The sequence below is a fragment of the Candidatus Pantoea carbekii genome, from assembly GCF_000971765.1.
In the GTDB taxonomy this organism is placed as follows: domain Bacteria; phylum Pseudomonadota; class Gammaproteobacteria; order Enterobacterales; family Enterobacteriaceae; genus Pantoea_A; species Pantoea_A carbekii.
The window spans coordinates 623,333-647,500 of record NZ_CP010907.1; the positions used below are offsets into that span (position 1 = coordinate 623,333).

General features: G+C 32.6%; 18 protein-coding genes, 1 tRNA gene and 2 rRNA genes (1 of these 21 running past the window's edge). 8 read left to right on the forward strand and 13 right to left on the reverse strand.

Annotation, left to right across the window (positions count from 1 at the left end; translation table 11 throughout):
* Positions 1 to 9 precede the first annotated feature (9 nt).
* Together thiL and pgpA are read left to right on the forward strand one after the other, a co-directional pair.
* Complete coding sequence (thiL, locus tag BMSBPS_RS02200) at positions 10 to 984, forward strand: thiamine-phosphate kinase (protein ID WP_022564797.1); 975 nt, start codon at positions 10 to 12, stop codon at positions 982 to 984.
* On the forward strand, positions 965 to 1,480 hold the full coding sequence (gene pgpA / locus BMSBPS_RS02205; RefSeq protein ID WP_071880133.1) for a phosphatidylglycerophosphatase A: 516 nt from the start codon (positions 965 to 967) through the stop codon (positions 1,478 to 1,480). The genes thiL and pgpA overlap by 20 nt, the downstream gene beginning before the upstream one ends.
* Positions 1,481 to 1,495: 15 nt before the next feature.
* Here the strand turns inward: pgpA and dxs are convergent, their stop codons facing one another.
* From dxs to aroL, 3 genes are all read right to left on the reverse strand, one after another.
* Entirely contained in the window at positions 1,496 to 3,364 is a 1,869-nt protein-coding gene (gene dxs / locus BMSBPS_RS02210) for a 1-deoxy-D-xylulose-5-phosphate synthase (RefSeq protein ID WP_022564799.1), read from the reverse strand.
* A 21-nt stretch (positions 3,365 to 3,385) separates the two neighbouring features.
* On the reverse strand, positions 3,386 to 4,285 hold the full coding sequence (gene ispA / locus BMSBPS_RS02215) for a (2E,6E)-farnesyl diphosphate synthase (RefSeq protein WP_022564800.1): 900 nt from the start codon (positions 4,283 to 4,285) through the stop codon (positions 3,386 to 3,388).
* A 1,271-nt stretch (positions 4,286 to 5,556) separates the two neighbouring features.
* The gene (aroL, locus tag BMSBPS_RS02220; RefSeq protein ID WP_022564801.1) at positions 5,557 to 6,084 is read right to left on the reverse strand and encodes a shikimate kinase AroL; all 528 of its coding nucleotides are present in this window, start codon (positions 6,082 to 6,084) and stop codon (positions 5,557 to 5,559) included.
* A 587-nt stretch (positions 6,085 to 6,671) separates the two neighbouring features.
* On the opposite strand from aroL, the gene proC reads away from it, so the two are divergent.
* Positions 6,672 to 7,481: a pyrroline-5-carboxylate reductase gene (gene proC / locus BMSBPS_RS02225; protein ID WP_022564802.1), complete on the forward strand. Its 810-nt coding sequence runs from the start codon at positions 6,672 to 6,674 to the stop codon at positions 7,479 to 7,481.
* Between the two features lie 586 nt (positions 7,482 to 8,067).
* On the opposite strand, the gene crl is transcribed toward proC, so the two are convergent.
* The 4 genes from crl to BMSBPS_RS02245 form a co-directional block, all read right to left on the reverse strand.
* Positions 8,068 to 8,463, reverse strand: a complete 396-nt coding sequence (crl, locus tag BMSBPS_RS02230) for a sigma factor-binding protein Crl (protein ID WP_022564803.1) — start codon at positions 8,461 to 8,463, stop codon at positions 8,068 to 8,070.
* Positions 8,464 to 9,496: 1,033 nt separating this feature from the next.
* The gene (gene lpcA, locus BMSBPS_RS02235) at positions 9,497 to 10,078 is read right to left on the reverse strand and encodes a D-sedoheptulose 7-phosphate isomerase (RefSeq protein ID WP_022564804.1); all 582 of its coding nucleotides are present in this window, start codon (positions 10,076 to 10,078) and stop codon (positions 9,497 to 9,499) included.
* 453 nt (positions 10,079 to 10,531) lie between these two features.
* Positions 10,532 to 11,800, reverse strand: a complete 1,269-nt coding sequence (hpxK, locus tag BMSBPS_RS02240; protein ID WP_046201138.1) for an allantoate amidohydrolase — start codon at positions 11,798 to 11,800, stop codon at positions 10,532 to 10,534.
* The gene (locus BMSBPS_RS02245) at positions 11,785 to 13,032 is read right to left on the reverse strand and encodes a pyridoxal-phosphate-dependent aminotransferase family protein (protein ID WP_022564806.1); all 1,248 of its coding nucleotides are present in this window, start codon (positions 13,030 to 13,032) and stop codon (positions 11,785 to 11,787) included. Before BMSBPS_RS02245 ends, hpxK begins: the two co-directional genes overlap by 16 nt.
* Before the next feature lie 1,090 nt (positions 13,033 to 14,122).
* Here BMSBPS_RS02245 and BMSBPS_RS02250 point away from each other — a divergent pair.
* The 4 genes from BMSBPS_RS02250 to hpxZ are packed head-to-tail and all read left to right on the forward strand — an operon-like array spanning position 14,123 to position 17,704.
* Positions 14,123 to 15,724, forward strand: a complete 1,602-nt coding sequence (locus BMSBPS_RS02250; RefSeq protein ID WP_046201139.1) for a gamma-glutamyltransferase family protein — start codon at positions 14,123 to 14,125, stop codon at positions 15,722 to 15,724.
* A 12-nt stretch (positions 15,725 to 15,736) separates the two neighbouring features.
* Positions 15,737 to 15,922 (forward strand): oxalurate catabolism protein HpxX, encoded by a 186-nt coding sequence (gene hpxX, locus BMSBPS_RS02255; RefSeq protein ID WP_022564808.1) that lies wholly within the window; start codon positions 15,737 to 15,739, stop codon positions 15,920 to 15,922.
* Complete coding sequence (locus tag BMSBPS_RS02260) at positions 15,919 to 17,331, forward strand: AtzE family amidohydrolase (RefSeq protein WP_022564809.1); 1,413 nt, start codon at positions 15,919 to 15,921, stop codon at positions 17,329 to 17,331. The genes hpxX and BMSBPS_RS02260 overlap by 4 nt, the downstream gene beginning before the upstream one ends.
* The gene (gene hpxZ / locus BMSBPS_RS02265; RefSeq protein WP_046201140.1) at positions 17,321 to 17,704 is read left to right on the forward strand and encodes an oxalurate catabolism protein HpxZ; all 384 of its coding nucleotides are present in this window, start codon (positions 17,321 to 17,323) and stop codon (positions 17,702 to 17,704) included. The genes BMSBPS_RS02260 and hpxZ overlap by 11 nt, the downstream gene beginning before the upstream one ends.
* Positions 17,705 to 17,763: 59 nt before the next feature.
* Here the strand turns inward: hpxZ and puuE are convergent, their stop codons facing one another.
* The 4 genes from puuE to dnaQ all read right to left on the reverse strand — a co-directional run bounded on the left by puuE (position 17,764) and on the right by dnaQ (position 21,515).
* Positions 17,764 to 18,681, reverse strand: a complete 918-nt coding sequence (gene puuE / locus BMSBPS_RS02270) for an allantoinase PuuE (RefSeq protein ID WP_022564811.1) — start codon at positions 18,679 to 18,681, stop codon at positions 17,764 to 17,766.
* 61 nt (positions 18,682 to 18,742) lie between these two features.
* A complete protein-coding gene (locus tag BMSBPS_RS02275; RefSeq protein WP_022564812.1) occupies positions 18,743 to 19,477 on the reverse strand; it encodes an aspartate/glutamate racemase family protein in 735 nt (244 codons plus the stop codon).
* 1,090 nt (positions 19,478 to 20,567) lie between these two features.
* Positions 20,568 to 20,641: transfer RNA gene (locus tag BMSBPS_RS02280), tRNA-Asp, on the reverse strand.
* Between the two features lie 133 nt (positions 20,642 to 20,774).
* Complete coding sequence (dnaQ, locus tag BMSBPS_RS02285; RefSeq protein ID WP_022564813.1) at positions 20,775 to 21,515, reverse strand: DNA polymerase III subunit epsilon; 741 nt, start codon at positions 21,513 to 21,515, stop codon at positions 20,775 to 20,777.
* Positions 21,516 to 21,571: 56 nt separating this feature from the next.
* Between dnaQ and rnhA the strand changes: the two genes are divergently transcribed.
* The gene (gene rnhA, locus BMSBPS_RS02290) at positions 21,572 to 22,042 is read left to right on the forward strand and encodes a ribonuclease HI (RefSeq protein WP_046201141.1); all 471 of its coding nucleotides are present in this window, start codon (positions 21,572 to 21,574) and stop codon (positions 22,040 to 22,042) included.
* A 192-nt stretch (positions 22,043 to 22,234) separates the two neighbouring features.
* On the opposite strand, the gene rrf is transcribed toward rnhA, so the two are convergent.
* Both rrf and BMSBPS_RS02300 read right to left on the reverse strand, forming a co-directional pair.
* Positions 22,235 to 22,350 (reverse strand): 5S ribosomal RNA (gene rrf / locus BMSBPS_RS02295).
* A gap of 125 nt (positions 22,351 to 22,475) precedes the next feature.
* A 23S ribosomal RNA gene (locus BMSBPS_RS02300) occupies positions 22,476 to 24,168 on the reverse strand (it continues 1,221 nt past the right edge of the window).

Sequence of the window (24,168 nt, forward strand, 5' to 3'; positions counted from 1 at the left end):
AAAAGAATTATGTCATACAGTGAATTTGAAATAATTGCACGTTATTTTAATCGTTTCAGTAGTTCACGTTACAATGTAGAAAAAGGAATAGGTGATGATTGTGCTTTACTTAACATTCCAGAACAACAGACTCTGACTATTAGTATAGACACATTAGTAGAAAATGTACATTTTTTCGTCGATATGCATCCTACTGATCTAGCCTATAAGGCTCTAGCAGTCAATTTGAGCGATGTAGCAGCAATGGGTGCTAGTCCAGCCTGGGTTACCTTATCCATAACTCTTGAAAGAATTAATGAAACTTGGTTAGAACTATTTAGTACTAGCCTATTTAAAACTCTCGATGATTATAATATACAATTAATCGGAGGTGATACCACGCATGGCCCATTGAGTTTAACGATTGGAATTTATGGTTTAGTACCAGTTGGTTTTTCACTGAAACGATCAGGTGCCAATTTAGGAGACTGTATCTTTGTAACAGGAACGTTAGGGGATAGTGCAGCAGGTTTATCATTACTACGAAAACAGTACTATGTAAGAGATTTAATAGTATATGATACATTAATCAAACGCCATTTAAGACCAGTGCCTCGAATTTCGCAAGGTCAGGCATTACGTAATCTGGCAACATCCGCTATTGATCTTTCTGATGGATTACTATCTGATCTAACACATCTATTAACTGCAAGTAAAGTTGGTGCATGTCTAAATTTAGAAGCATTACCCCTTTCGATAGAACTTCAAAATAACTTTGAATCAAAACAAGCTCTCATTTGGGCACTAAGTGGAGGTGAAGATTATGAGCTATGCTTTACTGTATCAGAAATAAATCGTAACATAGTAGCGACAGTAATGAATTCTTTTGGTATACCTTGTACCTGTATTGGAAAAATAATAACAGAATCTGAGGGTTTAGTTCTGCTTAACAACGGAAAACCAATAGAATTTAATAATAAAGGATTTGATCATTTTAATGTATAAAAAAAATTTCGCTAAAAAATCTTTTCGTTTTTTTTATTATTTAGTGGCAATTGGATTTGGCAGTGGTTTAAGTCCAATCATACCAGGAACTATAGGTTCACTATGTGCAATTCCGTTATGGTGGTTAATGACTTTTTTGTCATTGAAAATTTATTACCTAATAATTTTTCTGAGTATTTGTATAGGGATATACCTTTGTCATCATACTACAAATGATATAGGAATACATGATCATCCTAGTATTGTTTGGGACGAATTTATAGGAATGTGGATTACACTAATAGGAGTTCCTTCAATAACATGGCAATGGATATTAATCGGTTTTGTAATTTTCCGTATTTTTGATTTTTGGAAACCTTGGCCTATTTATTGGTTTGATCGAAATGTACATGGTGGCATGGGAGTTATAATTGACGATATTGTTGCAGGTACTGTTTCAGCCATAATTTTACATGGTTTAGCCTATTATTCTATGGATAATAATATTATTATATAAATTAGAAAAAATTTTTTACTGCGCTAACCATGCTATAATTTTTTGCTGAATGCCATTTGCATCTAATTTATAATCGCTGCGTATTTCTTGTTGTGTACCTGAAGGAATAAATTCATCTGGTAAACCAAGATTAAGCACTAGTACCGGTAAACGTTTTTCCATTACTAATTCATTGACACCACTACCAGCACCGCCTTTAATGACACCTTCTTCTAGAGTAATGAAAGCTTCATGATTAAAAGATAGTTCAATAATTAGAGATTCATCCAAAGGTTTAACAAATCTCATATCTACTAAAGTAGCATTAAGCGTATTGGCAACAAAAGTAGCTTCCGATAGCAAAGTACCAAAATTCAATATTGCTAACTTTTCACCATAGCGTTTTATATTGCCTTTTCCGAGCTGGAGACGTTCTAATGGTTTCAAAATAGTACCAATACCACTGCCACGTGGATAACGTACTGCGCTTGGACCTTCTTTATAATGATATCCAGTATATAACATCTGACGACATTCATTTTCATCACTAGGTGTCATAATAATCATACCTGGTATGCAACGTAAATAAGCAAGATCAAATGCTCCCTGATGAGTTTGTCCATCTGCACCAACAATACCACCACGATCAATAGCAAAAAGCACTGGTAATTTTTGAATAGCTACATCATGAATTACTTGATCATAAGCACGTTGCAAAAAAGTAGAGTAGATTGCTACAATCGGTTTGTAACCACCAATTGCTATACCAGCGGCAAAAGTAACAGCATGCTGTTCTGCAATGGCTACGTCAAAATACTGTGTAGGATAGTTTCGTGAAAAATTCACCATACCAGAACCTTCACGCATTGCCGGTGTTATAGCTATTAGACACGGATCAATAGCTGCTATTTCATTTAGCCAATTACCAAAAATTTCTGAATAGCTTGGTGCTCTTGATTTGTTAGCTGGTAGTACACCATGGGAAAGGTCAAATTTTGGTACTGCATGCCAAGTAATCGGATCTTGTTCCGCTGGGGCATAACCTTTACCTTTTTGAGTAATAATATGTAAGAATTGAGAACCTTTTAAATTTCGCATATTTTTTAAAGTAGAAACTAACATTAATATATCATGTCCATCCACCGGACCAATATAGTTAAATCCTAGCTCTTCGAATAATGTACAAGGGGGTACTACTATGCCTTTTAAATGTTCTTCAATGCGTTTTAGAAGCTGCTTAATTGGTGGTAATTTATTGAATACACGTTTACCACTTTCTCGTAAACAAGAATAAGTTTTTCCTGAAAGAATTTGAGCCAGACGATTACTCAGTGCGCCAACATTTTCAGATATGGACATTTCGTTATCATTGAGAATTACTAACATATCTGGTTGAATATCACCAGCGTGATTCATGGCTTCAAAAGCCATACCAGCTGTTATTGCCCCATCACCAATAACGCACACGGTACGACGTCCTTTACCTTCACGTTGAGCAGTAATGGCCATTCCAAGGCCAGCACTAATAGAAGTAGACGAATGACCTACACTTAATATGTCATATTCGCTTTCACCACGCCAAGGAAATGGGTGCAAACCATTTTTCTGGCGTATCGTTCCAATAAGATCACGACGGCCAGTTAAGATTTTATGTGGATAAGCCTGATGCCCCACATCCCACACTAAACGATCAAATGGAGTATTATAAACATAATGTAATGCAACTGTTATCTCTACTACCCCAAGACCAGAAGCAAAATGTCCAGAAGATCGACTGACACTATCTAATAGATAACAACGAAGTTCATCACAAAGTTTCAAAAGTTTTTCTTCAGGTAGTAAACGTAATTCTTGAACCGTACCTGCTAATGCTAATGTTGGATATTTTGCAATATCAAAATTCATGGTGCGCTCATTGTATGAAAGTTATTTATTGCGTTTAATGATGAAGTTAGCTACTGCTTTTAATGTAGTAGTATTATAAGACTGCTGTGCCAATACATCTAATGCATCTAATGCCTCTTGGCATAAATCATAAGCTTTTTTACGTGCTTTATGTAAACCCATTAATGTTGGATAAGTATTTTTTTGTAATTTCTGATCAGTACCTTTCGTTTTACCTAATACCGCAGTGTTACTAGTAATATCGAGAATATCATCCTGTACTTGAAAGGCTAATCCTATAGCATTAGCGTAGGAATCTAATGTCAGTAATATAGCACGACCACGATTCCCAGCGGCAAGTGCTCCAAGCCGAACTGCAGCGCGTATTAAAGCACCAGTTTTATATCGATGAATTTGTTCTAAATTAATTAAATTAATGCATTTACCTCCTGATTCTAAATCTAAAGCTTGACCTCCGCACATACCATTTATGCCACTAGCCTGTGCTAGTTCAGTAATCATTGCAAGGCGTGTTTCAGTATTTACACCAGCCATTGGTTGATTAGCTAATGTTGAAAATGCTAATGTCTGCAAGGCATCACCGGCAAGAATTGCGATGTCTTCACCATATTTGATATGACAGGTCGGCTCATCACGTCGTAATACTTGTCCATCCATTGCTGGTAAATCATCATGAATTAAGGAATAGGCATGCATAAATTCTACAGCAGCTGCAGGTGTATCCAAAATATCTGAATTAACTTTTATCATTTCGCCAGTAGCATACACAAGCAAAGGTCTTAGTCGTTTACCACCTAACAACGTTCCATATCGTACGGCATTGACTAAAGAAGAATTTTGAAAAGGAAGTGAATTTATTAAATGATTTAATGTCAGATTAATTCGCTTACAATAGACATTCGTAAATTCGGCGAAATCCATCAGTTATGTTCCAACTAAAAAATAAGAAAGTACCATATTTTGATCATGAATGAATAATTTCCTTAAATACTGTTTTATTTTTACATGAGATTTAATCTTTTTGAATGCTATCTATGATGGTACTTAATACTTAATTTACTATATTAAAGATAAATAATAATATTTTAGATTATTAAAAAATTTTTTATATTTATATTACATTTTAAAACTTTTTTATTAGTTAACTATTTTTATATTAATGACTTATGATTTATTAGAAATTAATTGTTTGCAGTTAATAGCATTAATTTTAATGTACTACAGGTAAATTCCAGTTAATATATAGAGGATACATAAACTTTCAAATAAAACTAAACATATTCAGTAATATGATATTTATTAGTTAAATATTTTTATCTTTACGTATTAAATACAAGTTTTAATCAAAAAATAATACATGTAGAACGTCGTTTTATCTTACTTTAACATTGATTTATTAGTTCATAACAGTAAAAAGTTTTCATGATTTTATTAATTTTTATGTTTAATACTAATCGAGAAAATTGGCATCAACATCAATTAATCAACAATAGCAGTAATTTTATAATATCATATTCTTCAAATAAATTTAAAATTATGTCTTTATGTATCAATACTTATTTTTATATTTAACCGAACAAATAATTTTTTTATTTTATGTAATATAATTATCAGTGTTAATTTATTAATGGATCATCAGTACTGTTTATTAAAAAATAAAGTCGAAAAATAGTATCCATGATAGTATTAAAAGTTAAATTTATGATATAAATCATTTGAATCTTTGGATGCATCAATAAACAAAACAAAAATTGTTAATATATAAATCATATCAGTATAAACAATACATACTAAAGTATTAACACAGGAATATAATCAATATATAAAAAAGATTTGCAAAATTTATATGAAAATAACGAATTGAATTCATTATTCTCTGCGTGTTAATAGCAATTTTTGCATCTAACGCTTCACATTTGATTTTATATTATTGCTCACTAAGGTATTATACCCTGGATCATCCGTGTGTAATTCATACCGCCGCATGATATGAAAGTATTTCCGCTTCACCTTTTTAACAACAATAATACGCGTTCTTCAAGGATATGATGGTCTAGTAGTTGAGATATAGTTTTTCTTTTTTATTAATCCAATATATGCAATGTTAGCAATTATTTTATAAAATATTAGACTTGATTTTACAAAAATTAGATTCAGAAAGGTTTGTCATAGCACTAAAAAAATTTGTTGACTCATATTGTATTATTATTTAAATCAAGTAAATCTAGAATTTGTTTTATTATGTATGTTGGTGATTGCGTAGCATCCACTTGATAGTGTGAAGTTTGGTAGTATAATTCCATTCGTTGATGTAAAACATCATCTATTTCTTCAGTAATGGTACGGCCTGTTAACGTAGGACGTTGTGCTAGATTTGGCTCGTTTTTTAGTCTTTCACCTAAAATAACAGATGATGCATTCAACCAAATAACCTTACCGTTTTGACGCATAAAATCGCAATTTTTTTCTGATAGAACAATACCACCGCCAGTAGCTACTACTGTTGATAACGCAGTTACTGCACGAAGAGCATGCATTTCGCGCAAACGAAATGCATGCCACCCCTCATTTTTAATAATTTCTGCAATATTACAATGAGTTATAATTTGTATATAATGATCTGTATCCTTAAATTCATAATTTAATGTTTTTGATAAAATTTTACCAATTGTAGTTTTTCCACAACCTCGTGCTCCGATCAGATAGATAGGTAATGACATGATACATAAAGCCTCTACTGTTTTATCGGTATGCATATATGCTAACATTATAATGTAATTTATAGAAAAAATCCTACATTATAAATATGATTTTTACAATCAACATTTACTATCATACATTGAATATATAGCCGCTATTTTCTAATACGTAATATAAGTATAATTTTTATATTAACATGAAAAATCATTTAAGTATTTTAAACTTACTTAAGATCCTTTTTGTCACCATTATCTTTATCTGTAATTAAATATTATTAATATATGCTAATATTCATTCTGAATCAAATAGTACTACTATTTTAATCTATTGATCTCACTTAGATCAACTTTATGCTTTTTAATATTTTCTAATGTATATCTCATTAAAAAATAGTAAACTATTAAATATTTTTAATTCAAAGTATTTTAAGAACAAAGGATAGTACAAGATATATATGATAGTCATAAAAAAATCAAAACTAATCCTACTGAAATACGAATCTAATTTATACAAATTACTTCATTGATATGCTCTAAAACGATCAACAAATCAAATAAGTATTTTAACTTATATAAAATTCATAAAAATATTTTAAGGATTTCACTAAATGTTAGAAAAAAAAATTGGATTTATAGGCGGTGGCAATATGGCAAAAACTATTATTTCTGCACTAGTAAAGAATTCAAATATCATTCCTACTAATATTTGGGTATACGATCGTAAATTAGATACTAATAAAAAAATTTCACAACAATATGGTATCACTGCTGCAGAAACTGCGAATAGCCTAGCAAGTGAAGTTGATATACTACTAGGTACTGTTAAACCTAATATAATCCTAAATGTTTTTAAAAATTTATCTAATAATTTAAAAAAAAATACATTAATAGTTTCAATTGCGCCAGGTGTAACACTTAAGGCCCTTGCTTCAGTATTGGGTAAAAAATGCAAAATTATTCGCATCATGCCAAATATTCCGTTACTAATTAACCAAGGTATGATTTCGGTCACACCTAATAAAATGGTGGAAAAAAAAGAAGTAAATGAAATTATTGAAATTTTTGAAAAATTTGGTAAAACTGAAATTGTTAGTGAAGATTTAATTCATACAGTAGTAGGTATCAGTGCTTCAGCGCCAGCATATGTATTTATGTTTATCGAAGCTATGGCTGATGCGGCAGTATTAGGCGGTATGCCACGCGATCAGGCATACCGATTTGCTGTTCAAACTGTACAAGGGTCCGCACAGATGATTGTAGAAACTGGTAAACATCCGGGCGAATTGAAAGATATAGTATGCTCGCCTGCTGGAACTACCATTACAGCAGTAAAAGTATTAGAAGAACAAGGTTTTCGTGCAGCAGTAATTAAAGCAATTCAGCAATGTATAGCCAAATCCGAAACTCTTACTCAATAAAAATTAGTATTATAATTTGTTATTTAAGTAATTGTATAAGAAAGAATTATTATTCTAGGATGTTTTTTCAATGAGTAAAAATATCTTTTTTTAAGTAATTTAATCGGAAAATTTTATGAATATTATTTTCAAAGGCAACATAAATATTTATGAGAAATATATTATATATAATCCTATTAATAATAAATTCTTGTATATATAATATAACCTGTTTTATATACTACTAATCACTAGATAAACTGTTTTTGCATTGTCATAAAATGATGATTTATCAAGCAATTTAATGTGATAGATTTAGTAAAAACCGATTAATTAATCTGTACAAGACAAGACCTATTTAAACAAAAAAGAACTAACGCTATGATACAATCACAATACTACATTGATAGTATAATATGACCTTAAGATTCTAAAATATAATTTTGATATCTCAAATAGTTATCCTCTTATTTGATTAAAGGAAAATTTCGACATAAATTGTTATTTTCCATATTTCTGTATTATTTAAAACAAAATCTTTATAACATAATAACATTAGAACTGAAAAATTATATTTAAACGATCAATATTATTGATATGCAATATGTTATGAAACAGTAATTTTAATTAACTCATCCTTAAAACCAATCGCTGGTTTAAGATCTATGTTTAACTCTTTTAAAGTAGCTTGTAAACGCATATAAAAATTAAGAAGTGTACTTTTTACTTTTTCATTGTTTTCTTTTCCCTGAATCAAACTGACACTCCAATTGCCATTTTTATCAAACAAGCCAAAATAGTATTCATATGAAAAATGATCTTGCTGTACGTGTAAATTGAGCCACCATCCCCAGAATTCACGACTCTCTGGTGAAGGTTTCACACTAACGCAAACAGCCAAACAATCGAAAAAAAAGCTAGTTTCCTCACATTTTGTTTCGCGGATGTATGGACCTAGTTCAGTAAAACGTTTCAGTAACTGGGCATAAGAACCGCTTATCATGATGCTCACTCTCCCTTAAATACATTACATAAACATATTTTAAACAAAGTTATCTATTTTAATTGATCATTATTAGTAGAATATTTCCGATTTTACTTATCTTCAAAGCTACTAGTAAAATATTTTCTAATTTCAAAATTACTGTCAATTTAATAAGGATCTTTGATTCAATTTATAAAAAAAACAAGAAAATTTTAGGTATACAAAAGCAAATTATATGTGTAAATTTATGTTTTTTTTAGATGTTCTATGTTTTAGAATTATGTAAAATAATAAAAATATTAATTTTAGAGTCAATGAATTTTCAATAAATAGTTAAATTTACATATGTTTAAGTCTGAATTACCTATATCATGATCTATTTTAAAATAAACAATACATTTATACGTTAAAAAACATGTATTCAGTTTCGCGAAAATAGAGCAAATATTTGCATTTCGAATTCAAAATTTTATCCTTGTATTAGTTATAAAAATTAATATAATAACCAAGAAACTAATATTTGATTGACATCATAATTAAAATATAGATATTAAAAACACCACAGTATAAATTTTAGTATAGATTATCTTTGTGTATGCTTTGTAAGCACTAATTTTTAACTAATTTCGTGAACAGACTTTTCGTTATTAGTTTAATATGAGTAATAACGTATTATATTCAGAAAATATTTTTAAAATTTTAGCAATTAAAAATTTATTTTAAAATAAAAAATCAACAAAATTGATATACAAGAAATTATATATTCATAAATAACATACTGTTATTAATTTTATACATAAATAACAAATTTTTTCTTCTTATCTACAATTGCTACTAAATTAATTACGTTTTAAAAACTTGTATAGACAATTCAAAAATTTTTTTGATGATAAACATCATAGAGCAAAAAGTGCGAAAAGATCATTATCTAAACTAATAAAAAATTTAACTTATTAATAAATTAATAAGTTAACTATCAATTTAATAAAATTAAATATTTTTTTCAAAATACAATATGTATAAAATGTTATTAAAAATGATTAAGCATAGATTATGATCTTGCCATTTCTTTTTCAATCAAGAGAACAAGAATATGAATTATTTTAATGTGAATTTCCTGGATGCGATCCGGATAACCAAAATATGGTACACAAATTTCAATATCTGCAGTACCAGCTATTTTCCCGCTATCATTACCCGTTAGAGTAATAATTTTCATATTCTTCGAACGTGCTACTTCAATCGCTTTAATTATGTTATTTGAGTTTCCTGAAGTTGATAAGGCTAATAATACATCACCATCATTTGCTAGAGATTGAATATAACGTGCAAAAATATATTCATAACCAAAATCATTACTCACGCAAGAAATATGACTAACATCAGAAATAGCAATAGCGGGATAACCAATACGATCATTACGATAACATCCAGTTAATTCTTCAGCAAAATGCATAGCATCACAATGTGAACCACCGTTACCACATGCAAACACCTTATTACCTGCTTTAAAGCTATCAGATAGTAATAATGCCGCATTGTTAATCTTAAAAAGATTTCCTTGATCTTTTATAAAGAAACTAAGTGTATCAGCTGCTTCATTAAATTGCGATCTAATAATATCCTGATACATTATAATTTCCTTTAAAGAAAATTTAGTTCTTCGAGTTTAATAGAACTATGAAGAATTTCAAGTATTTTAATAAAACAAATTTTTCGTTTATTTATTAAATAGTTAAATTAATTCTATAATATTTTAGAATAGGATGCTTTAAAATACTAATGCGGCAATAGCATATCTCAGATTTAAACGATATTGCTAAGTAATACTATTATATTTGAGTATAAATTTTTGTAAATAAAAATTTAGATTGCAATACTTATCTAATTTATTCAATTCACTTAAGATAAAAAATATACTGATAAATTTTTTGTGCTGTAAAGCTTTTTTTTCAAAAAACGCCAAAATGGCAACAATAAATAGAAGAGTTCATACAATTATAAATAATCTATTTATATTTTGTTAAATGTATAATACAACGTATTATACATACAATGTATATTACTAAAATAATGAGATATTAATTTAGTCTAACTTCGTACTTAAATTATATACAGCTTGTAAATATGCTTTTATACCTAATGACACATCGTCAGTTTGAACCATTTCTGTAGGATGATGACTAATGCCCCGATAATTACGTATAAACAGCATACCAACAGGCCAACGTTCTGCTATAGCAATAGCATCGTGACCTGCACCACTTGGTATTTGTATGGTAGAACCTTGAATATTTTCTATTACTTGATTCAAAATCTGCTGCAAAGGCACATCACAATGCGTTACAGGCATACGGTAGTATTCAATTTGCCTAAATTTTAGCTTACGCTTTAATGCAATGTTTTCTGCTTTAGCTAAAAGTATAGAAAGTAAATAATCGATCGCATTGTCTTGTGGTCCACGGATGTCAAGCGTTAGATTTACTTTACCAGGAATGACATTTGCAGCTCCTGGAAAACAGTTAATTTTACCTACAGTTGCTACTAGTTTTTGATTCATTTTAGAGGTGGTACGTTCAATAAATACTACCCATTCTGCTGCTGCTACTAATGCATCATTACGATGTATCATAGGTACAGTACCAGCATGACCTGCTTCTCCGTTAAAATGACAATCAAGGCGACGTGCACCATTGATTGCTGTAACTACACCCAATGCTAAACCTTCTTGCTCTAAACACGGTCCTTGTTCAATATGTAATTCAAGATAAGCAATTATATCTGTAGTTTTTCGTTCCGCTTCTTTAATTTTTTTTGCATCTAATCCCGCATTCTGCATTGCTTGTTTTACGGTAATGTTATCTACATCAGTATAATTGATCCACTCGTCTTTCCATGTGCCTGTAATGCCGTGACTACCAAGAAATGTAATACCAAAGCGTGTACCTTCTTCGTCTCCAAAACCTACCACCTCAATAGCCACACGAAGATATTTTTGATGATCATATAACCACTGTACAATTTCAATAGCACTTAGTACACCTAATATACCATCGTAACGCCCAGCATTGCGTACTGTATCAAGATGAGATCCTAATAGTAAAGCAGGTGCGCCTGGTAAAAGTGATTCATAACGACCACAAATGTTACCAACAGTATCTTGCCAAACTGTCATTCCTGCGCTTTTCATCCATTCACCTACACAAATATTAGCACGTAGTTGTTCTGGAGATAAATAAAGACGTGTTATACCCTCTTCCTTTTCGCTACTAATCTGAGCCAATATATCACATCGCTTCATAACACGAACAGCCGCGGAATATGCTTCAGTAGTACTCATTATACATTTATACATACTTGACTCCTATAGTAATCCCAAGCTGCCTGCATTGCAACACCTTGTACAATTTGAAAACCTTTATGATTAAGTACTGCTTCAAGAGCTGTAAGAGTTTGCATGACACAATCTTTACGTGCATTGTACCCCATAGTACCAATACGCCATATTTTACCGTGTAATTGCCCAAAAGAAGTACCTATTTCAATTCCAAAATCTTCCAACATTAATTGACGTACCTGATCACCGTTAATACCGTTTGGAATTATTACTCCAAGAACGTTATTCATTTTATGTCGCAAATCACCAAAGATTTTCAGACCCATTCCTTGGATCCCTTTTAGCAGTGCAGTACCATGTAAATGATGACGTGCTATGCTATTATCTATTCCTTCTTGTAGAAGAATGCGTGCACATTCACGAGCACCAAATAATGCAGTGGTAGCTTCTGTATGATGATTAAGACGCTCTGGTCCCCAATAATCCATTACCATTCCAAGATCGAAATAATTTGAATAAATTACTTCGTCCTCACCATCTTGATGTAAAGCTGTTCGAATTCCTGCTTCAACACATTTACGTTTTCGAATAATTTCTTCTATTTGTGAACTTAAAGTAATCGGTGATGTACCAGAAGGACCAGAAAGACACTTTTGCATTCCTGCAGATACTGCATCTAATCCCCATTCGTCAGTTTTTAAAGTATTTCCACCTACTGATGCTGTAGCATCAGTATAGAATAGTACATTGTGTTTTTTGCATATTATGCCTATTTCTATTAGCGGTTGTAACATAGTAGTTGAAGTATCACCTTGTACTGTTAGTAATAAACGAGGTTTGATACATTTAATAGCATCTTCTACCTGATCTGGAATAAATACTTTTCCCCAAGGTGCCTCAATAGAATATACTGTAGCACGACATCGACGAGCGATTTCACATAAAAGATGACCGAAACGTCCAAATACAAGCACTAAAACTTTATCATTTGGACGAATAGTTGATAAGAGAATTGCTTCAATACCTGCACGTGAAGTACCGTTAATTAACAATGTCCAATGATTTTTTGTTAAAAATATACCACGGTATAACTCCATGACTTCATTCATATAATTTGTCATGACAGGATCATATTGGCCAATTAATTGACTTGACATAGCACGAAGTACACGTGGATCGACATTAATTGGTCCTGGTCCCATCAATAGACGAGCTGGCGGGTTAATTTGCGAAAAATGACTTATATTCACATCATATTCCTTAATTAATAATTTTAAAATTAAAAGATCAAGATAAATTTTAATGTCTGTATTTTCTTGTTTATTTTTATAGTGTATTAGTAAACATTTTTATATAAATTCACTATTTCTTAGTATGATTTTGTATATATTATTTTTGCATATATGAATTATGAAATAAATCACAACTAATTATTAATATTTTACATTTTATAATTAATTAATTATTAATCATTAATATATTTGAACGATTGATTAAAAAGTTGATTTGATGAATTCGCTGAAATAGATAAATAGTTTTTTATTTTGATAAATTTTATAAAAAATATTAATTAAAAATAATTTTTAAAATGGAAAAATCCATATCAATTAAAAATAATTTCTAATATCTAAATGAATATGTTATTGATTTATCTTAAATTTTTTGTTTATAAATTTAAGATACCTTATATATTATTACTTTATATTAAGGCCACTAAATTGGTAATTGGATAGCATGCACTCACTGATAAAATTTACTAAAATTTTAATATCATTAACTATTTTAAGTGTAATAACAAATGAATTTTGTTATTTTTTAACAAAAATATGCAAATAATATTAAACAATAAATTGATCAAACATTACCTCATGTTATATACTGGTCAACTGAATATAAGAAATAGTATAATTAATTTATAGAATATGAAATTCTATAAATTAATTATAAAGGTAATTTTATATAAAATAGATGAGATCACTATAATAATTCTTATAGTCGCTTATTATATCTGCTTGTTATAAAAATACATTAAATATAATGCATATGCTTATAAATATTTTATCCTATAGGTATTTTCAATACTTTAATCCAATTTTCAATATGTTAAATTAGAATATTATAATCAAGAACTATAATACATTATTATTATGAAATACCATATTAGTACATAATGTTATACAATAGATTTTGATTGTTTAATTGATTTTTTCAATTTTAGTTTTTTTCATTTAATTTAATACTAATCAAATTTATCATAGACATGATATTAAAAATTCAAACAACTCTTACTTTGTATTACATACCAAGTATATATTTTTATATTATAAAAGAATATTATTAATGATACATAGCAATATAGCACCCTTGGGTATGGCAGTTACTCCTCATCATCTTGCTAGTGAAAGTGCATTAGCAATTCTACGAGAAGGTGGTAATGCAATTGAAGCAATGGTTGCTGCTGCTTCAACTATTGCAGTAGTTTATCCACATATGAATGGTTTAGGCGGGGATGGTTTTTGGCTAATTCTACCTCTTAATGGAGATCCAATAGCAATTGATGCTAGTGGAGTAGCCGGTTCACTAGCAAGTCGTGATTTCTACGATACTACAGTAGTAAATATCCCGTATCGTGGACCAAAAGCTGCTATTACAATAGCTGGTACTATAAGCGGTTGGCAAGAAGCACTTAAACTATCACGAGAGATAAATATTACTACAATACCGTTCCCACTTTCACGTTTACTAGAAGATGCCATACGATATGCTGCTCATGGCATCCCCGTAAGTGAATCACAAAATAAAGCAACATATAGTAAACAACATGAACTAAAATGTCAGCCAGGTTTTTCTTCTACTTTTCTACCAAACGATAATGTACCTGAGGTTGGTAGTCGTTTTATGCAACCAGCTCTAGCAAATATCTTTAGCATAATGAGTCAATATGGTTTAGAAAGCTTTTATCGTGGAGAAATAGCTTGTCATATAGCACATGAAATGAAAGTCGTAGGTATGCCTATTACATTAAAAGATTTACAAGGTTATCGTGCCCACCGTTGTCATCCTTTGCGACTGTTACATAGTCAAGGAAATATTTGGAATATAGGGGCACCAACACAAGGTTTAATAGCTCTAATAATTCTTGGCATTACTGATCGTTTAAATATGATACACAGTGACGAAACACAAACTATACACCGTATTATAGAAGCAACTAAACAGGCATTTATGCTACGTAATAAATACATTACAGATCCTAAAGATATTAAAATCAATATTCAAGAATTACTAAATGCAGATTATTTAAATTTCTTAGCATCACAAATTAGCGATGATGCTATCTCGCTTTATAAAGATAGCAATAGATACGAAACAGGTGACACAGTGTGGATGGGCACTATAGATAAAAACGGTCTCGCTGTTTCTTTTATTCAAAGTCTTTATCACGAATTTGGCAGTGGCGTCGTACTTAATGAAACTGGTATCACTTGGCAAAATCGAGGAGCAACATTCAATTTGCAATCTGGTCACCTGTTAGAACTGCAGCCAGGTAAAAAACCATTTCATACTCTCAATCCTGCTGCTGCACGCTTAAAAAATGGTGATGTTATGATCTATGGATCCATGGGTGGTGACGGGCAACCTCAAACACAAGCAGCAATTTTTACTCATCATGTACTTCAAGGATTGCCATTGCAAGAAACGATTAGTGCTCCACGTTGGTTACTAGGGCGCACCTGGGGTGAGTTGTCTGATTCAATTAAACTGGAATCTCGCATTTCTAAAAAAGTAGTTAAAAAATTAAAAAAATTAGGGCATCCGATTGAATTAATTTCAAACTTTAGTGAAATAGTCGGTCATGCTGGTGCAATTATTAGGCATAAAAATGGCATGTTAGAAGGTGCTTTTGATCCACGTAGTAACGGTAGTGCTGCAGGTTTTTAATGGAGATTATCAATGAGTTTAGAATTAAACTGGGTACTTTATATTAATCAAATGGAACAAATACTCTCACTAAATTTAGATGACATATCCAGAGTTAATCTATTAATACAGTGTAAACGTATTGCTATAATAGCAGAGCCACTCATGATGTATAAACTTGATGACCGACTAGAAGTAGCAGGGGTCTTTCATCCATGAATTTAACAGCTTTATCTATTCATAGCCTACAAAAATTATTACAAAAAGGTGAGGTTAGCGCATATGAAATCGCGCAGTATACATTAAAAGCTATTACGCAATATAATCCAATCATCAATGCATGGACCGAAATTACTGATCAACGTATGTTACATGAAGCAAATGAAATTGATCGAAAACGCAAATTGGGTTATATACTACCATTGTTATCAGGTATCCCGTATGGAGTAAAAAATCTTTTTGACATTGCCGGTTACAGCACCTTAGCAGGTGCGCATTTATTCAGTCATCGTCCAGCAGCCCAAAACGATGCTTGGTTAGTGAATAGATTACGTGAATCAGGTGCATTACTTACTGGTATGTTAAATATGGACGCATATGCTTACGGTTTTACTACTGAGAATACATATTACGGTACAACACGTAATCCACGTGACTTGACACGCATTGCCGGTGGATCATCCGGTGGATCAGCTGCTGCAGTTGCTGCGGGCTTAGTACACTTTTCTCTCGGTAGTGATACTAATGGTTCTATTCGTGTGCCCGCATCTTTATGTGGAATTTTTGGTTTAAAACCAACTTTTGGACGGTTATCTCGTACTGGAACACATCCATTTGTACCTAGCCTAGACCATATTGGTTTATTTGCTCGCTCTGTAGAGGATTTAACTCAGGTATACGATGTAATTCAAGGAACTGATAATAATGATAAATTTCAAATTTCTCAGAAAATTTTATTAGTAAGCAACATACTGAATAAAACTATTACAGGAATACATAGTGCAGTACTTGGTGGTTTTTTTTCTTCATATTGCACAACTCAAGCACGTATAGCAGTTGACACGGTTGCAAAAGCACTAAATGCTATAGACGAAAAAATAATATTACCTGATGCTGATATAGCCCGTTCTGCAGCTTTTATTATAACTGCAGCAGAAAGTGGTAATCACTATTTACCCGCATTACGTGAAACGCCAGAATGTTTTGAACCTAATTCTCGTGACCGTCTGTTAGCAGGGGCAATACTTCCTTCAGCTTGGTATATACAAGCACAACGTTTTCGTCGTTATTTTCAAAAACAAGTGCTACCTTTGTTTCAAAAATTTGAATTGTTAATTGCTCCTGCTACACCCTGTTCTGCCACACCAATTGGTCAGCAAACAATTGATATTAATGGTGAAAATTTTCTTACGAGAGTAAGTATGGGCATGCTAACTCAACCAATATCTTTCCTTGGCTTACCAGTATGTACGGTACCATTACCAACAACTAATGGTTTACCAATAGGAGTGCAACTTATATCAGCACCGTTTAAAGAAGAAATAGTACTACAAGCTGCTTGGATGTTACAGCAAAATGGTGTAACACTACCACAAACTACTTTAATGGATAATAAAAATGATATTTGAAGAAATCAATATTCCAACAGTTATTTCTGAAGTTACTAGTGCTTTTAATCGTTATCAAGAAGCTTTAGAAAAAAATGATATTGCAGTGTTAGATGAATTGTTCTGGCACGACAGTCGTACAGTACGATTCGGTATAAATGAAAATTTGTACGGAATTGAGCAAATACGTCAATTCCGTAGGGTACGTTTAAGCAATCAATCAGATCGTATATTATATAATACTATTATTAATACTTTTGGCTATAATTATGCGGTATGTTGTACAGAATTTACACAAAGAAAGATAGAAAATACTGGACGTCAGCAGCAGACATGGGTTAAAATGCCATTCGGTTGGCGTATTGTAGCTGCACAAGTTAGCCTAATAAATTAATTGAATTACCTAATATTTTTATAACACAATATAATAGATCTAATTATAATTTTAGATATTTATATAGAAAAAGTTTTTATCCAATGATCTGCGATTTGTTGTCTTGTGCATATCCAAACTTTATCGTGTTTCTGTATATAATCAAGAAAATGCTGTAAAGCTCTAAATCTTCCCGGACGACCTAGTAAACGACAATGCATACCAATTGACATCATTTTCGGCACTATTTCTCCTTCTTCATATATTACATCAAAAGTATCACGTAAATAAATATAAAACTGTTCTGCTGTATTAAAACCTTGCGGCATTACGAATCGCATATCGTTACATTCTAAAGTATACGGAATGATAAGATGCTTTTTTATTGTGCTATCTTGACACATTACCTGTACCCAGAATGGTAAATCATCTCCATAGTAGTCACTATCATAAATAAAACCACCATGTTCTACCACTAAACGACGTGTGTTAGGACTATCACGTCCAGTATACCAACCGCTTGGTGCTTTATTAAATAAACGCAATAAAACCTCTACAGCTTTATTAATATGCTGACGTTCAATATTTTCATCGATATCTTGATAATTAATCCATCGCCAACCATGGCTAACTATGTCGTAATTATGCTTTTTAATAACTTCAACAATTTCAGGATTACGAACTAAGGCCATTGCTACAGCGAATATAGTTAATGGTAAGTTGCGTTTTTTAAATTCTCTTTGAATACGCCAGAATCCTGCCCGAGAACCGTATTCGTAAAGAGACTCTATTGACATATGACGATTATTATAACTAACAGCACCTATTATATCAGAAAGAAATTGCTCGGATCCTGTATCTCCATGTAATACATGACTTTCTGCTCCTTCTTCATAATTAAGTACAAATTGCACTGCGATTTGTGCATTATTAGGCCAGTGTGCATGCGGAGGGTGACCAGCATAACCAATAAGATCACGTGGATAATTTTTATTCATTTTATTGATACTCTATGCTTTTGAAGAAAGCATGCATTATATTTAATCAACACGTTAATATTTAATTCAAATTTTCAAATATGCCTGTAAGTGATTTTTTTAAAGGAAAATCAAAATCTACATGTTTACTAGTAGTTAAACCTAATCCTAATAATCCTTCTAATATTTTAACAGCGGCACTGACACCATCAATTACAGGTAAGTCCAATTCTTTTGTAAGCTCTTGTGCCAATAACGCCATACCACTACAGCCTAAAATAATAGCACCACTTTTATCTTTATTTTTTACTTTAATACAACACTGACGTATTTTTTCTCTTGCTGATCCACTCTTATCTTCTGTTAAAGCAAGAACTGGTAATTCTATACTATGCATTGCTGTACAATGATTACTAAAACCATATTGTTGTAAAAGAGATTTTGCAATACTCAAGTTACGCGATAAAGTGCCAATAATTGAAAAACGTTTCGCTATTAATGTCGCTGTATGCATAGCAGCTTCAGCAATACCAATAACGGGTGCTCTTACAAGTTCACGTGCTGCTAGTAAACCAGGATCACCGAAACAAGCAATGATATGTCCATCAATTCCTTTTTTTTCTCCATTTTTAATTTGTTCAAGTACACCTATAGTCGCAACAGCCTCATCGAAGTGACCTTCAATAGAAGGGACACCTTGCTTTGCACATACAACGAGAATTTTAGTGCCTGATGTTATAGTAGAACGCACTACTTGATCGATAGTTTTTGTTATAGATAGGTTAGTATTAGGATTAATTACTTGAATAAAACTCATGATTTAACACCTTTATTACTAATATACTGATAGAAATTAAGTAGTATTTCTTTATGATTGTGAAATGATTTGTGCTGGATGCACTGTAGCCACTGATGTTATATTAACTTAGTTAGTTTTGATAATACTTTTTAGCTAAGATAGATTTTAATAAAATATCTATTATTTGTTCTAATAAATCAATGAGTATCGTTCAGAAAATGTGACATATAATGAATGCGATAGTCTTAGTAGTTTCATATTTTCTGGCCCATTACTTAATTTTGTCGATTTTTTACAATAAGGAAGGAGGTATGATGACAATTCGTCGTAGTAATCTGTTAGGATTATCATTTAATTTTTTAATTTTCTGAATTTTTCTCTTGTTACAATAATAATTACATTTGTCAAAATACTACTTTTCGGTCGTATGCTTATAGATGATATAGAAATAGTAAGCATGGTAAATGACAGTGTTTTCAGTAACGGTTGGTTTTTTGACTACCATGGCTGACACTATAACTACTAATATTGTATCAAATTTTGTTCATACCGCATTACAGTCTTTTAATTGTGCGGTATAGAAAATTAGCTTTGGTTTCAGACGGTATGAATGCTGCTTTAGTTTGAGTATTCCTAAATCCAGAGAATTTGTTTGGGTCATCAGAAGGAACACGTTATAGATTAGGCATACTAAATTGTTTTTTTAGAGACTATTATGTGCTATTTTAGTGACAAATTTTTATTAAATTGGAAATAAAGAAATATTTATCAGGCATCTTTTTGATGCCTTCTCTAAAGAAAATTATTGGCACAAAAATAGTTTTACTCTATAGTAGTCATCGTATTAATTATATTATGGAGTATCTTTTTAATAATTAATTATATATCATGATTGCATAAAATGTGAAATTTTAACTAGTTGATCAGTGTAGCACCAGATACAGGTTGCTATTTTTTACTTAGTACGACAAAAAGATAAATTAATATATTATTAACTTAACTTAAATATTAATTATACAAAACATTATTAATACAAATTAATAAAATAAATCGTTTTAGCTAACACACTAACACTAACCGGTTACGTGTTTTTATTTAAAGAAATTAACGGAACGGACGGGATTCGAACCCGCGACCCCCTGCGTGACAGGCAGGTATTCTAACCAACTGAACTACCGCTCCATAGGTTGATATATGACTCTATAGTCTCAATGTTAAATATTAATCATAACTTAATCGCACGTCAATATTTAATTATACTAATTTACTCAATTGCTATTTTTTATTTAAAAAATTTTAATATGAAACGTAGTATTTATTTACGCCATAGACAAAGACCACTTATTTTTTGTAATAAATCAAGTCGACGATTATGTTCAATCAGTTCTTTGTGATCAGCATTGAGAACACGTAAATCTACTGATGACATTGAATGTGTAATATGTTTACTATATGGTGCATTGGATGATTGATGAGCACACTGTTCATGATCTAAAAATAATAGTGATGTTTGACCACCAGTCATTGTTAAGAATACTTCAGACAAAATTTCCGCATCGAGTAATGCTCCATGAAACGTGCGTTTGGTCCTATCAATTTCATAACGATTACACAGTGCATCAAGAGTGTTGCGTTTACCAGGAAATAATTTACGTGCTAGTGCTAAGCTATCAGTTATCTGACAAAAAGTTTCGACTCTTCCAATAGAAGAATTCAGCATGCCGAATTCATGATCTATAAAACCAATATCAAATGAAGCATTATGAATTATTAATTCAGCACCATGTATATATTCTAAAAATTCGTTAGAAATGTCAGAAAAAGTTGGCTTATCCGATAAAAATTCATTTGAAATACCATGTATTTTGAAAGCTTCTGGATCTATCGATCGGTCAGGTTTAAGATATACATGAAAATTTTTTTTAGTTAGACGCCGATTGATCACTTCGACTGCACCAATTTCTATAATACGATGTCCTTTATAATGTGGCCCTGTCGCGTTCATACCAGTAGTTTCAGTATCTAAAAAAATCTGGCGATTCTTTATAATGCTCATGTTAAATCCGATAATATTATAAGTATTTTGAAAATGAGGAGAAAGTTTCCTATAACATGAATAAACAAGTAGAAATATTCACTGATGGATCTTGTATTATTAATCCTGGTCCAGGAGGTTATGGTGCTATTTTGCGTTATTGTCAATACCAAAAACTATTAAATGCTGGTTACCGATTTACTACTAATAATCGTATGGAATTAATGGCTGCCATTATAGCGTTAGAAACATTAACTAAACCATGCAATGTAATTATAAATACTGATAGTCAATATGTGCGTCTTGGTATATCTTATTGGATAGAAAACTGGAAAAAAAACGGCTGGAAAACAAATCATAAAAAAATAGTAAAAAATGTTGATTTATGGCAGCGTCTTGATTTAGCACTGAGCGTTCATAAAATTAAGTGGAAATGGATAAAAGGTCATAGCGGCTCTATAGATAACGAATTCTGTGATAAACTAGCATACAATTCAGCAATCAATCCGACTTTAGACGATCTCGGTTATTATATGCAGACAGAATAATTGGTATAAATCAGTCAATAGTAGGAGCGGTTTTTCAGAATATTCCATATCTTAATAGATATTAATGGAACTAAACGCTTATCCAATATCATGGCATTAACATAATGAAATACTAATTAATATATTAGTAAAAAGAAAACTGTTTAAGAACCTAAAATATTGCATTGCTGGCAAAATAACACTCTGTTGTATGCCTGGCAGTTCCCTACTCTCGCATGGGGAAGCCCCACACTACCATTGGCGCTACGGCATTTCACTTCTGAGTTCGGCATGGGATCAGGTGGGTCTACCGTGCTAAATCTACCAAGCAAATTTTTATTTAACTTAACTTTTATATTATAAGTGCAATATACTAAATTGTCAACATAGTACCATTGCAATGTATATGAACAAGCAAAATTTCTCTGCTATCACTAAAAACCTCTGGTGTTGTAAGGTTAAGTCTCACGGGATATTAGTACTGGTTAGCTCAATACATCACTGTACTTACACACCCAGCCTATCAACGTCGTCGTCTTCAACATCCCTTCAGAAGGTTTAAAACCTCAGGGAGAACTCATCTTGGGGCAAGTTTCGCGCTTAGATGCTTTCAGCACTTATCTTTTCCGCACATAGCTACCGGGCAATGCCATTGGCATGACAACCCGAACACCAGCGGTGCGTTCACTTCGGTCCTCTCGTACTAGAAGCAACCCCCCTCAATTCTCCAACGCCCACGGCAGATAGGGACCGAACTGTCTCACGACGTTCTAAACCCAGCTCGCGTACCACTTTAAACGGCGAACAGCCGTACCCTTGGGACCTGCTCAGCCCCAGGATGTGATGAGCCGACATCGAGGTGCCAAACACCGCCGTCGATATGAACTCTTGGGCGGTATCAGCCTGTTATCCCCGGAGTACCTTTTATCCGTTGAGCGATGGCCCTTCCATTCAGAACCACCGGATCACTATGACCTGCTTTCGCATCTGCTCGAACCGTCGCTCTCGCAGTTAAGCTGGCTTATGCCATTGCACTAACCTCCTGATGTCCGACCAGGATTAGCCAACCTTTGTGCTCCTCCGTTACTCTTTAGGAGGAGACCGCCCCAGTCAAACTACCCACCAGACACTGTCTGCAACCCGGATTACGGGTCTACATTAGAACATCAAGCATTAAAGGGTGGTATTTCAAGGTCGGCTCCACATAAACTGGCGTCTATGTTTCAAAGCCTCCCACCTATCCTACACATTAAGACTCAATATTCAGTATCAAGCTATAGTAAAGGTTCACGGGGTCTTTCCGTCTTGCCGCGGGTACACTGCATCTTCACAGCAATTTCAATTTCACTGAGTCTCGGGTGGAGACAGTCTGGCCATCATTACGCCATTCGTGCAGGTCGGAACTTACCCGACAAGGAATTTCGCTACCTTAGGACCGTTATAGTTACGGCCGCCGTTTACCGGGGCTTCAATCCAGAGCTTCCCCTTACGGTTTACCCCATCAATTAACCTTCCGGCACCGGGCAGGCGTCACACCGTATACGTCCACTTTCGTGTTTGCACAGTGCTGTGTTTTTAATAAACAGTTGCAGCCAGCTGGTATCTTCGACTGGTCTCGACCTTAGGAGTACATCCCTTGACCTAATACCAGTGTGCCTTTTCCCGAAGTTACGGCACCATTTTGCCTAGTTCCTTCACCCGAGTTCTCTCAAGCGCCTTGGTATTCTCTACCTGACCACCTGTGTCGGTTTAGGGTACGATTTCATATTATCTGAAGCTTAGAGGCTTTTCTTGGAAGCATGGCATAAATTACTTCATCACCTTAGTGACTCGTCATCACGCCTCAGCTTTAACTTTCCGGATTTGCCTAAAAAGTCAGCCTACACGCTTGAACTGGGACAACCGTCGCCCAGATAATCTAGCCTTCTCCGTCCCCCCTTCGCAATAACATCAAGTACAGGAATATTAACCTGTTTCCCATCGACTACGCTTTTCAGCCTCACCTTAGGGGTCGACTCACCCTGCCCCGATTAACGTAGGACAGGAACCCTTAGTCTTCCGGCGAGTGGGTTTTTCACCCACTTTATCGTTACTCATGTCAGCATTCGCACTTCTGATACCTCCAGCAGACTTCACAGTCCACCTTC

What these genes read in the sequence shown, in the direction of transcription:
- thiL (WP_022564797.1), top strand. Translation starts at nt 10, where the DNA reads ATGTCATACAGTGAATTTGAAATAATTGCACGTTATTTTAATCGTTTC.
- dxs (WP_022564799.1), bottom strand. Translation starts at nt 3,364, where the DNA reads ATGAATTTTGATATTGCAAAATATCCAACATTAGCATTAGCAGGTACG.
- ispA (WP_022564800.1), bottom strand. Translation starts at nt 4,285, where the DNA reads ATGGATTTCGCCGAATTTACGAATGTCTATTGTAAGCGAATTAATCTG.
- aroL (WP_022564801.1), bottom strand. Translation starts at nt 6,084, where the DNA reads ATGTCATTACCTATCTATCTGATCGGAGCACGAGGTTGTGGAAAAACT.
- proC (WP_022564802.1), top strand. Translation starts at nt 6,672, where the DNA reads ATGTTAGAAAAAAAAATTGGATTTATAGGCGGTGGCAATATGGCAAAA.
- crl (WP_022564803.1), bottom strand. Translation starts at nt 8,463, where the DNA reads ATGATAAGCGGTTCTTATGCCCAGTTACTGAAACGTTTTACTGAACTA.
- lpcA (WP_022564804.1), bottom strand. Translation starts at nt 10,078, where the DNA reads ATGTATCAGGATATTATTAGATCGCAATTTAATGAAGCAGCTGATACA.
- hpxK (WP_046201138.1), bottom strand. Translation starts at nt 11,800, where the DNA reads ATGTATAAATGTATAATGAGTACTACTGAAGCATATTCCGCGGCTGTT.
- BMSBPS_RS02250 (WP_046201139.1), top strand. Translation starts at nt 14,123, where the DNA reads ATGATACATAGCAATATAGCACCCTTGGGTATGGCAGTTACTCCTCAT.
- hpxX (WP_022564808.1), top strand. Translation starts at nt 15,737, where the DNA reads ATGAGTTTAGAATTAAACTGGGTACTTTATATTAATCAAATGGAACAA.
- BMSBPS_RS02260 (WP_022564809.1), top strand. Translation starts at nt 15,919, where the DNA reads ATGAATTTAACAGCTTTATCTATTCATAGCCTACAAAAATTATTACAA.
- hpxZ (WP_046201140.1), top strand. Translation starts at nt 17,321, where the DNA reads ATGATATTTGAAGAAATCAATATTCCAACAGTTATTTCTGAAGTTACT.
- puuE (WP_022564811.1), bottom strand. Translation starts at nt 18,681, where the DNA reads ATGAATAAAAATTATCCACGTGATCTTATTGGTTATGCTGGTCACCCT.
- BMSBPS_RS02275 (WP_022564812.1), bottom strand. Translation starts at nt 19,477, where the DNA reads ATGAGTTTTATTCAAGTAATTAATCCTAATACTAACCTATCTATAACA.
- dnaQ (WP_022564813.1), bottom strand. Translation starts at nt 21,515, where the DNA reads ATGAGCATTATAAAGAATCGCCAGATTTTTTTAGATACTGAAACTACT.
- rnhA (WP_046201141.1), top strand. Translation starts at nt 21,572, where the DNA reads ATGAATAAACAAGTAGAAATATTCACTGATGGATCTTGTATTATTAAT.